This window comes from Streptomyces sp. NPDC008313, assembly GCF_042956125.1.
Taxonomy (GTDB): domain Bacteria; phylum Actinomycetota; class Actinomycetes; order Streptomycetales; family Streptomycetaceae; genus Streptomyces.
Genome location: NZ_JBIBFR010000003.1, coordinates 273535 through 286192, shown reverse-complemented (window position 1 = coordinate 286192; position 12658 = coordinate 273535). Strand labels below are relative to the sequence as shown.

Here is a 12658-nt window from a genome sequence, read left to right as displayed (position 1 = left end):
CCGGGGCGCACGACCGGCGGGCCCCGGGCCTACGCCGTCACGAGCCCCTTGGCGTCCCGGGCCAGCGCGGTCAGGCGGGAGATCGCGCGGAAGTACTTCTTCCGGTAGCCGCCGTTCAGCATTTCCTCGCTGAAGAGCCGGTCGAACGGCATCCCGGAGGCCAGTACCGGCACCTCACGGTCGTACAGCCGGTCGGCGAGCACGACGAGGCGCAGCGCCGTCGACTGGTCGGGCACGGGCCGCACGTCGGTCAGGCACACCGCGCCGATCCCGTCGGTGAGCGCTCCGTAGCGGCTGGGGTGCACGCGCGCGAGGTGGTCGAGGAGCTGCGGGAAGTCGTCGAGCGACGCCCCCTGCGCCGCGTACGCGGCCTGGGTGACCTGTTCCTCGGAGAACGGCGCCGGGGCCTCGGGCAGCCCGCGGTGGCGGTAGTCCTCGCCGTCGATGCGCAGGGGGCGGAAGTGCGCGGACAGCCCCTGGATCTCGCGCAGGAAGTCGGCGGCCGCGAAACGGCCCTCGCCGAGCTTGCCCGGCAGCGTGTTCGACGTGGCGGCGAGTGCCACGCCCTCGTCGACCAGCCGGCCGAGCAGCGAGGACACCAGGACGGTGTCACCCGGGTCGTCCAGCTCGAATTCGTCGATGCACAGCAGCCGGTGTCCGGAGAGCGTCCGCACGGTCTGCTGGAAGCCGAGCGCGCCGACCAGGTTCGTCAGCTCCACGAAGGTGCCGAAGGCCTTGAGCGAGGGCTCCGCCGGAGTCGCGTGCCACAGGGACGCCAGGAGGTGGGTCTTGCCGACGCCGTAACCGCCGTCGAGGTAGACGCCGCGCGGGCCGGCGGGAGCGGCCGGTTTGCCGCGGCCGAACCAGCGGCGCTTGGCGCCCCCGCTCGCGTGGGCGCCGCCGAGACCGGCGGCGAAGGAGGCGAGGACCTGGACGGCCTCGGTCTGGCTGGGCTGGTTCGGGTCCGGGATGTACGTATCGAAGCGGACCGAGTCGAACCGCGGCGGCGGCACCATCTCGGCGACGAGCCGGTCGGCGGGGACGTGCGGCTCGCGGGCGCACAGGGACAGCGGAACCGCTTCGGCTATCGGACTGAGCCCAGAGGCGGCGAGGGAGGACGACACGGTTCCCCACTCTAAGGGCCGTGCCACACTGCACGTCATGCGACGCCTGTTCCCTGTGACCGACGAAACACCGGCCCGGACCTCGGGTGAGGCCTTCGAAACGGAGGCGGCGCGCGGCGCGGCCCCCGCGCCGGAAGGCGCGCCGACACGTGCGGCGGGCCCGGCCCCGGACACGGAGGACCGGGAGTGGGGGCTCCTGGAACTGGCGGAGGCGTACGCCTATCCCGCGGGCCACGACGCGTGGCTGCGCGCCAACATGGTCTCCACGCTCGACGGCGCCGCCCAGCACGAGGGGCACTCCAAGCCGATCTCCAGCGCCGCCGACATGCGCGTCTTCGGGGTGCTGAGGGCGCTCGCGGACGTCGTCCTGGTCGGCGCCGAGACCGTACGCCAGGAGGGCTACCGCCCGGCACGCGCGCGTGCCGACTTCGCGGCGCTGCGCGAGGAGGCCGGCCAGACCCCCGCACCGGCGATCGCGGTGGTGACCGCGAGCCTCGACCTGGACTTCTCGCTGCCCCTGTTCACCTCACCGCTGACACCCACGCTGGTGCTGACCGGCGCCGCCGCCGCCCCCGAACGGGTGGCGGCCGCCGAGAGGGCGGGAGCGACGGTGATCGTCGCCGGGGACGGCATGGGGGTGGACCCGGCGCGTGCCGTACGGGCCCTCGCGGACCGCGGGCTGGCCCGGATGCTCACCGAGGGCGGTCCGCGGCTGCTGGGCCAGCTGGTCACGGCCGGGGTGCTCGACGAGCTCTGCGTCACCGTCGCCCCGATGCTCACCGTGGGCGACGCCCAGCGCATCACGGGCGGGCCCTCCCTGGCGGTTCCCAGCCACTACGCGCTGGTGTCGCTGCTGGAGGAGGCGGGATTCCTCTTCGGCCGCTACCGGCGCGCCTGAGGGGGCCGCGGGCGCCGACGGACCCGACCGGCCCGGACGGGCCGGCCCGTCCGGGCCGCCGGACGCGGACGCCGGCTCGCGGCGGCTCGTCGAAGTTGATCGTTCCGGTTCGTCGTCGCCGGGCACACTGAATCCGACAGACCTCGTGGGGTCACGGGGCAGGATGTTTCCGCAGGGGCCGAAAGGGCGGCCCCGGACGAGAAGGGCGCCTGGCGTGTTCACAAGCGTATTGATGATCGAGAAGGCCCTGACGTCCGCCGACGTGGAGTTCGTCACCACCTTGCACGGGGACGAGGCGGTCGCCTTCCACGTGCTGCTCCAGCCGCGCGGCGACCAGGCGGACCGGCTGCTGCGGGCCATCGACGACGTGGCCCTCGGTGAACTGGACGACGCGGCCCACGAGCACGACACCCCCGAGGGCAGGGACGCGGCGGCCCTCGGCAGGCAGGCCCTGGAGGTCTCGCTCACCGCGCTCCGCTCGACGGGCAGCACGGCCGAGGGACGCCTGATCGAGAACCACCCGCTGGACGCCCTGCGGACGCTGGTCGACGATGTCCGGGCCGACGAGGTCATCGTGCTGACCGACCCCCACTACGTGGAGGAGTTCTTCCACCGCGACTGGGCCTCCCGGGCCCGCCACAAGGTGGGGGTGCCGGTGCTGAAACTCTTCTCCCACAGCAAGGCATAGGCTGGGCGTCTCGTACCGCTCGCACCACTCGCTCACCTGGGAGAGACACGCATGGCACCCGGCCTTCCCACCGCCATGGACCGACCGCACTTCATCGGAATCGGCGGCGCCGGAATGTCGGGGATCGCGAAGATCCTCGCCCAGCGCGGAGCCAAGGTCGCCGGCAGCGACGCCAAGGAGTCCGCGACCGCCGAGGCCCTGCGGGCGCAGGGCGCGACCGTGCACATCGGGCACGCGGCCGAGCACCTCGCCGACGACGCCAGCTGCGTCGTCGTCTCCTCCGCGATCCGCGCCGACAACCCCGAGCTGGCCCGCGCGGCCGAGCTGGGCATCCCCGTCGTCCACCGGTCCGACGCGCTGGCCGCCCTGATGGAGGGGCTGCGCCCGATCGCCGTCGCCGGCACGCACGGCAAGACGACGACCACGTCGATGCTGGCGGTCTCGCTGTCGTCGCTCGGCCTCGACCCGTCCTACGCGATCGGCGGCGACCTGGACGCCCCCGGCTCGAACGCCCTGCACGGCGAGGGCGAGATCTTCGTCGCCGAGGCGGACGAGTCGGACCGCAGCTTCCACAAGTACGCGCCCGAGGTGGCCATCGTCCTGAACGTGGAGCTGGACCACCACGCGAACTACGCCTCGATGGACGAGATCTACGCGTCGTTCGAGACGTTCGTGGACCGGATCACCGAGGGCGGCACGCTGGTGATCTCCTCGGACCACGACGGCGCCCGTGAGCTCACCCGCCGCATCCGGTCCCGCGACGTCCGCGTGGTGACGTACGGCGAGGCCGGGGACGCGGACGTACGGGTGCTGTCCGTGGTGCCGCAGGGCCTGAAGAGCGAGGTGACGGTCCTGCTGGACGGCTCCGAGCTCACCTTCGCCGTCTCCGTGCCCGGCCGTCATTACGCGCACAACGCGGTCGCCGCCCTCGCGGCGGGCGTCGCGCTCGGCATCCCGGCGGCCGAGCTGGCCCCCGCGCTGGCCTCCTACACGGGCGTCAAGCGCCGGCTGCAGCTGAAGGGCGAGGAGGCGGGCGTCCAGGTCGTCGACTCCTACGCGCACCACCCGACGGAGATGACGGCGGACCTGGAGGCGATGCGGGGGGCGGCCGGCGAGGCGCGCATCCTCGTCCTGTTCCAGCCGCACCTGTTCTCCCGCACCCAGGAGCTCGCCACCGAGATGGGGCAGGCGCTGGCGCTGGCCGACGCCTCGGTGGTCCTGGACATCTACCCGGCCCGCGAGGACCCGATCCCCGGCGTCACCAGCGAGCTGATCATCGACGCGGCGCGGGCGGCGGGCGCGGACGTCCGGGCCGTCCACGACAAGGAGGACGCCGCCGCGGTGGTCGCGGGAATGGCCGGGGCCGGTGATCTCGTTCTCACCATGGGCGCGGGCGACGTCACGGACCTCGGCCCGCGGATCCTGGACCACCTGCGCTCCAGGTGACAGGTGGCAGGCGACAGGTGACCGACGCTTTCGAAGTGGGGTGCTGAACGTTATGTCGTACGACGTCGAGAAGCCGGACGAGCAGTGGCGGGCGGAGCTGTCGCCCGCCGAGTACACGGTGCTGCGCAAGGCGGGCACGGAGCCGGCGTTCACCGGTGAGTACACCGACACCAAGACCGAGGGCGTCTACTCCTGTCGCGCGTGCGGCGCCGAACTCTTCACCTCCGGGACGAAGTTCGAGTCGCACTGCGGCTGGCCGTCCTTCTTCGACCCCAAGGACACCGATGCGGTCGAACTGATCGACGACCGCTCCCACGGCATGGTCCGCACCGAGGTCCGCTGCGCCCGCTGCGGCTCCCACCTCGGCCATGTGTTCAAGGGCGAGGGGTACGCCACCCCCACCGACCAGCGGTACTGCATCAACTCGATCTCCCTGCGTCTGCGGCCCGAGGCGGGCTGACACGGCGGCCCCCCGAAGACGTTCGGCAGCCGCCGGGGGCTCGGCTACCCTCGTACCCAAAATCCCTGCTGGGGAGGGTGAGTTGACGGGTAGTACGGGGGCTGTCGAGTCGGGCGGCGGCGGTCGGGCCAAGAGGGACCTGCGGAGCAGGCCCTTTCCGGCACTGGCCACGAGCACGCCGCTCGAAAGGCTGGAGGCGCTGCGGTCGCTGCGCGCCTGGGCCGAGCAGGAGGCCGAGGACGCCGTCGAGTGGTACCTCGCGGACAAACGGCTGAAGCGGCGCGGGTCCCGTGTCATCCGCGGCCTGATGATCCTGCTCGCGACCACCGGCACGGTGATCCCCCTGGCCGGCGCGGCCACGGGCACGGACATCCAGAGCTGGGGTTACGTCTTCCTGGCCGCGGCGGCCGGCTGCAAGGGCTTCGACTACTTCTTCGGCCTCTCCACGGCCTGGATGCGGGACATCACGGCGGCCCAGTCGCTGCGCGGCGAGCTGAACGAGTTCCGGCTGGCCTGGTCGGCGGAGCTGCTCCGCGACACGACGGGCGAGCCCGAACAGGCCGTGATCGAGCGCAGGATGAGCCTCATCGGCTCCCTCATCGGCAAGATCCGGGGACACATGGAGTCGGAGACGGCCGACTGGACCGCGGAGTTCCGGGCAGGTCTCCAGCAGTTCCAGGACCAGGCGGTCGCGCTTCCGGCGCCCAGGGACGCCGGCGCGCCCGCGGAACGCTGACCGCCCCGGCCTCCCCGAACCCGCCCCGCCCCCGCCGAACCCGCGTCGCCGCTCCGCCGGTCCCCGAGGATGTGTCATGCCACGCTCCACCCCGTCAGCGACCCGGTCGCGCCACGCGTACGGCCCCCGGCCCGGTGCGAGCGTGGCCGACGGCCTGCTGACGCGCACCGACCCGACGGGAGCGCGGCTGCTGGAGCGGGCCCTGCGCTCCCTCACCGGATCCGCCTTCCTGCTGCCGAGACTCGGCGGGGTCTGGCTCTGGGGCGAGGAGATCGTCGTCGAGGTGGCCGACCCCCCGGCCGGTCCGCCGCCCGGCCACTGGCGGGCGGGCGACGACCCCCGCCGGTGGTTCCTCGGCCGGGAGGGCGCGCGGGCGTACGAGGACGGCGACCTCGCGGCCGACACCGCCGCTCACGCCCACGTGGTGGCCGTGGGCCGGGACGGCGATCTGAGGCTGCTCCTCAACCTCGACGCCGGTACGGGGCTGGGGGCCGTGACGGGTCCGGCGCGGCTCAGGGGCACGCTGCTCGAAGCGGTCGCCGCCGAACTGGCGACGACCGAGTGGTCGAGCCGGGTCCGGATCACCTGCGTCGGTACGGGGCACGAGGCCGGATCACTGTTCCCGGACCGGGTCGACGTCCTGCCCGACCTCGCCGCCCTGTTCGCGTCGCCGGCCGCCGCGACCGCGTGGGCGGACGGCGGGAGCGGCCGCCCGGATCCGGCGGCGGTGCTCACCGGCTGGGCGCCCCGCCCCGAGGACCCCGCCGCCACGACCGACGTCATCCTCATCGGTACCGAGCCCTCGCCCGAGGAGGCGCGGCGACTCGCCCGGCTCGCCGCCCGGTGCGGGCGGACAGGGCCGCGCATCCTCGTCGGCACGCACCTGCCGGACCTGCCCGGCGCGGGATACGCCGTCGACCTCGACCAGGACGGCAGGGTGACCGCCCCGCTGCTGGGCGTCGGCGCCGCGCCGCGCTCGGCGCCTCCCGGACGCGCCCGGCCCGTTCCGAAGCCCCGGGTGGAGCGGCCGCCGTCGTGGTCGGCCGTCTCCCGGGCCCCCGGCCCCGCGCGCCCGGCGGCCGGGATCGGGCGATGGCGGCTCACGGCCGTGTTACCGGGCGGGGCCGAGCAGGACGTCGTCCTGGAAGTCGGTGACGCGGTGCGCGTGAGCGTGGTGGCGGAGCGGCTCCTCGCCCGCCTCGACCGGCGCCGGGCGGAGACCGAAAGCCTCGACCGACGCCGGACAGCGACCGACCTCTTCACGAGCGAGGGGGAGCGGCTTGCGCCGGACCTCCCGCTGGCGCGCGTACCGCTGTACGACGGCTGCCGGGTCTTCCTCGGCGCGCCTCCCACGGGCGCGTTCACCCCGGAGCTGGACGCGGAGAAGTTCGCCCGGTTCAGCGACCTGTACGTGTCCCCGGCGCAGGCCGGGACCCTGGCGTTCGACCGGCAGGCGGCGACGGGCGGAGCCGCGGCGGAGCCGGAGGGCGCCGCGGCGGAACGGGAGGACGCCGCCGGCGTGCGGACGCCCGCGGCGCCCCCCGCGCGCCGCAATCCGGTCCGGTCGCTGTACCGGCGCGTCGTGCGCGGCCGGGAACCCACCGTGGTGAGCGGCGGGGAACCCAGCCCGGACCGGGCGGCCATCACCTGGTACTTCGGCGGGCCCAAGAACCTGCCAGGCGCCGTCTTCGGCCCGAAGACCCTGCTGTGGGAGCGCGACTCCGGCCACCTGGACTCGCTACGAGCGCTGTTGTTCCACGTCGGCCAGGGCAATGGCAGCACGCACTTCTTGACCATCGCGCCCGACGGCCTGGGCCTCGTGGGCGACCGCCGTGTCGCCCGCGGGCTCGCCGGCTGGATCGTGGCCCAACTGGCCTTCCTGCACTCGCCGTCCGACGTCGCGGTCAGGGTCCTCACCGATGAATCGGGCCGGGACGCCTGGCAGTTCGCCCGCTGGCTGCCGCCCGACGGGCTGATGGCCCGGGGAGGCCCGCGGCCACGGATCAGCCGCGAGCCCGCCGGCCACCTCAGACAGCTCGACGAGGCCGCTCTGATCATCCACGAACGGCTGCGCCGCGAGCGGGAGGCGGTCCTGCCCGCGGACCACACCGCTCTGGTGATCGTCCTCGACGACCCGGCGGCGCTGAACGCGGCGCCCTGGGCGGCGGAGACGCTGCGCGCGGGCCGGGACGTCGGCGTGTGCGTCATCCATGTCGCCGAGGACGAACGGAAGCTGTTCAACCCGCACGGGCCCCGATTCGTGGCGGGCGCCGAAGGATTCTGGACCTATCAGAGGGAGCGGGAACCGGACGTGGGCAGCCCGCGCTGCACCCCCGACACCATGCCCCCCGCCCAACTCGACGCGCTGGCCCGGCTGGTCGCCCCCCTGCGGGCAGCCCCCGCGGACCCCGAGGCGCCCCCGGCCGAACACCTCCTCGACCTGCTCGACCTGGACCCCCCGACCGCCGAGCGCATCGCCGACCGGTGGCAGGGCACCCCGCGCTCCGCGGCGGCCGTGCTGGGCGGTTCGGCCGGCCGCCCCCTCGTCCTCGACCTGCTCGCCGACGGCCCGCACGCCCTGATGGCCGGGACCGCCGGCTCCGGGACGGAGGAACTGCTGTGCGCCTGGCTGGCCTCGCTGGCCGTGGCCAACCGCCCCGACGAGCTGAACCTGCTCTTCGTCCACCACGACGGGGGCGAGGCGTTCGCCCCGGTGGCCGGGCTGCCGCACACGGTGGGCGTGCACACCGCGCTCGACCCGTACGCCGCCGCACGTGGACTGACCGCCCTCACCGCCGAGGTGCGAAGGCGCCGGAAGCTGATGAAGGAGGCAGGGGCACGGGACTTCGAGCAGTACACCGTGATCCGGTCGTCCGGCGCGGAGCTGCCCGCCCTGGCCCGGCTGGTGCTCGTGGTCTGCGACCTCGCCCACCTGCGCGAAGACGTACCGGAGTTCGTCCCCGGGCTGATCGACGCCATCCGCCGGGGCCCCGGTCTCGGCATTCACGTGATCCTCGCGACCCGCCGCCCGTCCGACGCGCTGACCCCGGACGAGCTCGCCTTCGCTCCCCTCAGGATCGTCCTGCGGCTCGCCGATCCCGCCGACAGCGAGCTGCTCATCGGCACCCCGGCCGCCGCCCGGCTGCCCAGGGGAGAGCCGCGACTCGCCTACGTACGCCGGGCGTCCGGCGCGCTGGACCTCGTACGCCGCGCACACCTGGAGGAGCCGTCGGAGGAACCGGCCGCCGCCGGGCACGACACCCTCAGCATCCGCCTCACGGACTGGACGGGAGCCACGGAACCGCGGGCGGACAGAGCCTCCGGCGGCGGGGCCACGGGCGGCGACCCGTTCGCCGCGCTCGTCGACGCCACCGCGCGGGCCGCGGAGACCCTGGACACTCCGCCCGCACCGCACGTCCCGTGGCCGCCGCCGCTGCCGCCGTCGGTCCGGCTGACCGAGACCGCCGCCGGGCAGGACACCCCGTGGCCCGTCCGGCCCCGGCCGGGGGCGCGGACACCGGTCGTCTTCGGGCTGCGCGACGCGCCCGGCGCCCAGGGCTTCGAACAGGCCGCCTGGGACCTCCGGCACGACGGGCCGCTGCTCGTCCCGGGCGACGCGGGCAGCGGACGGACCCAGCTGCTGCTGACCCTCGCCGCCGCCGTCGCCGAGCAGTACGGCGTCGAGGACGTCCACCTCTACGCCATCGACTCCGCCGGAGCCCTCGCCGGACTCACCGAACTGGACCACTGCGGTGCCGTGGTGACGCTCGACGAGACGGAACGGATGCGGCGGCTCGTCGACAAGCTCGTCGACACCGTCCGCAGCCGCCAGGAGCTCTTCGCGCGCACCGGGGTCAGGACCTTGCACGAGTACCGGCGCGAGCGCGGGGCGGGGAACCCTCCGCCGTACCTCGTCCTGCTGCTCGACGGCTGGCGGGAGTTCCGCGACTGGGCGGTCAGGACCGCGAACGACAGCTGCCTCAGGGACCTGTTCCGGCTGCTGCGGGACACCCGGACCGGCATCTGCCCCGTCGTCACCGGCGGCGAGGAGGTGTTCGACATCCAGCGCGGTTTCGCGGACGCCACCACCCTGGTACTGCGACAGGCCGGTCCCGCCGGCTACGAGCGTGCCGGGCTCGCGGCGCACCGGCTGCCGCCCTTCGCCGGACCCGGACGGGCCCTGTTCGCGGGCAGCGGCGTGGAGGTGCAGATCGCGCTGCCGGACCGGATCCAGGAGACGGCGAACGCGGCCCGGCAGCGCAACGCCGGTGTCCCGCTGGTGCGCCGGCCCTTCCGGATCCAGAGCAGCGCGCTGGCGGCGGACCGGTTCTCCCTCGGGCCGGAGGGCAGGCCGGTGGGCCGGGAGGACGTGTTCGCCTGGCTGGACCGCAACCTCCGCGACGGCACGCCCGCCGCGCTGCTGGGTCCGCGCCGGGCCGGCAAGTCGTGGATCGTCAAGGCGCTCCAGGAGCGGATGCGCTCCGACGGCGTGGGCAACGTGCAGAAGGTCGTGACCCTGGCCAACCGGGCCCCGGGCGGGACGCAGGACGAACTCGCCGTACGGCTCGTGCCCTCGCTCGCGGGAGCGGACCGGCCCGCCGACGAACTGATGGACCGGGCCGCCCAGGGCAGCGGCTCCTCCCGGCTCGTCCTCCTGCTCGACGAGGTCGGGCGGCTCACGGGCTACGAGCCGACGGCCGTGTCCTGGCTGCGCGACCTCGGCCAGGCCGGAGCGTGGCTCGTCTACTGCGGCACCTACAAGGACTGGAGCGACGCCCTGCACCACGCGCTGGCGGCCCCCGGTTCGAGTTTCGGCAACGACGTCAACCACTTCTCGCTGGGCCCGCTGGCCGAGGCGCACGCCCGCGAGTTCCTGGTCGGCACCGCGGAGAACGAGAGCGTGGCCATCCCGCCCGCCACCGCCGACCGCATCCTCCGGGACGTCGGGCCCTGGCCCTTCTACCTGCAGGTGGTCGGCGACGCGCTGGTACGCGCCGCGCGCGCCGGGAACACGCTCGCGCTCGACGACCCCGGCGAGCTCGGATCACTGATCGAACGGGAACTGCTCGTGAACAAGGCCGACGTCTTCCGCTCCCGGTGGAGCGAGATCCCGCCCGCCGGCCGGCAGGCCCTGCTCGACGCGCGGGGCGCCCCGCAGCCCCGCGCCCTGACCGCGGCCCAGGGACGGCAGTTGCGCGACGTCGGTCTGCTGCTCGCCAAGGACAAGTGGCTGCCCGACCGGCCCTTCTTCGACTGGATCGACCTCGCCCACCAGGAACTGGCCGACGCGGAGGAGCAGCGATGAGCCACTACCGGCCGAGCCGGGCGTTCGACCCGGAGCTCGACATCAGGTTCCCCGGCACGCACGTGCCCGCGTGGGCGGTACCGCTGGTGGAGGGGTACGCGCCCAACGACGTGTGCTGGCTGGTCGTCATGCCCAGGCGCTCCGGCAAGAGCTGGCTCGCCAACGCCGTGCTGCGGGCCCGCCCCGAGGGAAGCACCCGGCTCGTCGACCTGCGCAACGAGAACCTGGTGCGCAGGTCCGGGCTGACCTGCCTGACCAGTACCGAAGCGGGCCGGCCGCGGCTCGACGGGGCGGAGGTGGTGCTCGTCGACGAGCCGGCCGTCGGCCCGTCGAGCGGACGCGCGGTGGACCCCGCCACGCTGGCCGCGGGACTCGGGCGGCTGCGGGAGCAGGGCGTCACCCCGGTCGTCTTCGCCACCCCGGCCGAGCACGAACTGCTCGCCCCGCACCTGGGGGCCGACGCCCTCAAGGACGTCCGGACCCCGCCGTCGGTGACGGACGAGGAGGCCGCGCTCATGGCGGCCCGGGCCCCGGAGTGGGCGCCGGGCGTGGTGGCCCGGCTGCGCGCGGACCAGCCCGGCTGGCTGCTCACCCCGTTCCTGCTGGAGCTCGTCCTGCAGACCGCCGAGGCCGATCCGGACCTGCGCGCCGACCCGGCCGCGCTCTCCCGGCGGGCCGGTGAGGAGGCCGACCACCCCCTGCACCTGTACATCGACCAGTGGTTCCACAACGGCCTGTCCGCGACGCACCGGGCCGCCGTCCGGCGGGAACGCTGGCGCGACGCCGGGCTCCCCCTCGGCCCCGACGACCGCGACGCGCACACGACGAAGATGCTGCGGCCGGTGGCCGAGGATCCCGTGCTCGCCCACCACCTGCCCGAGGTGCTGCGCGTGCACCACGTGTCCGACCTGCACTTCGGCGGCAGCCTGCGCTCCAACGTCGACCAGAAGGACCGCACGCAGGCGGGCGCCGCGCTGGCCCGGCTCACCGGGGAGGGCACGCCGCTGGAGAGCTATCTGGAGCATGTCCGGCACCTCGGTGAGCAGGGCAGGGCCCCGCACGTGGTGATCGTCTCCGGGGACCTCGTCGACCGTCCCGTGGACGCGTACGGGCAGCGGGCCCTCGACTGGCTGCACCGGCTGACGGGGATGCTGGCCCCCCACCCCGACCTGCGCGCGGACGATCCCCGGGTGCTGCTCGTGGGCGGCAACCACGACGTGTCCTGGGACCGGTGCCTCGACGCGCGGCCCGGCGCCCGGCACGAGTGGTTCTCCGGGACCTTCCGCGCCTACCCGCACCCGGACCTGGACGAGGAGGACCACGACGCCCGGCGGCTCTACGTGCGCTACCCGGACGCCTGCCTGCGGGTCGCCCTCCTGGGCTCGGCCGAGTCGGGCGGCGAACCGGCCCGCAACGACGACCGCGACCGGGTACGGCGGCTCATCGCGGAACTCGCCGAGTCCGAGGACGGCACCCGGGTCAGCGACCTCATGGGCCAGCTCGAACGCCACGACCCCGGCGTCGTCGCCCACCCCGTGCTCAGGCGCCTCAAGAAGGAGACCGGCTGCGTCAACCTGGCCGTCGTCCACCATCCCCTCTCCCCGGTCCCCTCCGTGGAGGTGGCGCCGTACGCCGGTGTCGTCAACGCGGGCCAGGCCAAGCTGGCCCTGGCCGAGGCGCACACGGCGCTCGTGCTGCACGGCCACACGCACCTGGGCTTCCTCGCGTCGGAACGCCTCATCGACCGGGAGCGGCCCTGGACGACCCGCATCGCGGGCGCCCCGGCGCTGGCGAGCGTCCACTCGAACGAGGAGAACGGCTACAACGAGGTCTTCATCGCCCGGGAGGGCGACGAACACTCCCTCGCGCTGCGCACCGTCCGCTTCCGCGGCGGCCAGTGGCGGGCCGACCTGGCCATCGCCTTCCGTCCGGGGGAGGCCGACGAGTGCCCCTTCGACGAGCTGAGCGCCGACCGTTCCCCGCGGAACTGACAGGAAGAGC

The 12658-nt window shown here is 74.4% G+C and carries 8 protein-coding genes; 7 read left to right on the top strand and 1 reads right to left on the bottom strand.

Annotated elements, in window-relative coordinates; all coding sequences use genetic code 11:
• Positions 1–29: 29 nt before the first annotated feature.
• Positions 30–1124: a cell division protein ZapE gene (zapE, locus tag ACFY93_RS06020; protein ID WP_391353954.1), complete on the bottom strand. Its 1095-nt coding sequence runs from the start codon at positions 1122–1124 to the stop codon at positions 30–32.
• Between the two features lie 37 nt (positions 1125–1161).
• Between zapE and ACFY93_RS06015 the strand changes: the two genes are divergently transcribed.
• The 7 genes from ACFY93_RS06015 to ACFY93_RS05985 all read left to right on the top strand — a co-directional run bounded on the left by ACFY93_RS06015 (position 1162) and on the right by ACFY93_RS05985 (position 12648).
• On the top strand, positions 1162–2022 hold the full coding sequence (locus ACFY93_RS06015) for a dihydrofolate reductase family protein (RefSeq protein ID WP_391353952.1): 861 nt from the start codon (positions 1162–1164) through the stop codon (positions 2020–2022).
• Positions 2023–2236: 214 nt separating this feature from the next.
• Entirely contained in the window at positions 2237–2710 is a 474-nt protein-coding gene (locus tag ACFY93_RS06010) for an indole-3-glycerol phosphate synthase (protein WP_391353950.1), read from the top strand.
• A gap of 51 nt (positions 2711–2761) precedes the next feature.
• Positions 2762–4156 (top strand): UDP-N-acetylmuramate--L-alanine ligase, encoded by a 1395-nt coding sequence (gene murC / locus ACFY93_RS06005; protein ID WP_391353948.1) that lies wholly within the window; start codon positions 2762–2764, stop codon positions 4154–4156.
• Positions 4157–4208: 52 nt separating this feature from the next.
• Positions 4209–4616, top strand: a complete 408-nt coding sequence (gene msrB / locus ACFY93_RS06000) for a peptide-methionine (R)-S-oxide reductase MsrB (protein WP_391353947.1) — start codon at positions 4209–4211, stop codon at positions 4614–4616.
• An 82-nt stretch (positions 4617–4698) separates the two neighbouring features.
• A complete protein-coding gene (locus ACFY93_RS05995; RefSeq protein ID WP_391353945.1) occupies positions 4699–5352 on the top strand; it encodes an SLATT domain-containing protein in 654 nt (217 codons plus the stop codon).
• A 76-nt stretch (positions 5353–5428) separates the two neighbouring features.
• Positions 5429–10657 (top strand): FtsK/SpoIIIE domain-containing protein, encoded by a 5229-nt coding sequence (locus ACFY93_RS05990; RefSeq protein WP_391353944.1) that lies wholly within the window; start codon positions 5429–5431, stop codon positions 10655–10657.
• Positions 10654–12648: a metallophosphoesterase gene (locus ACFY93_RS05985; protein ID WP_391353943.1), complete on the top strand. Its 1995-nt coding sequence runs from the start codon at positions 10654–10656 to the stop codon at positions 12646–12648. The genes ACFY93_RS05990 and ACFY93_RS05985 overlap by 4 nt, the downstream gene beginning before the upstream one ends.
• The last annotated feature ends 10 nt before the right edge of the window (positions 12649–12658 follow it).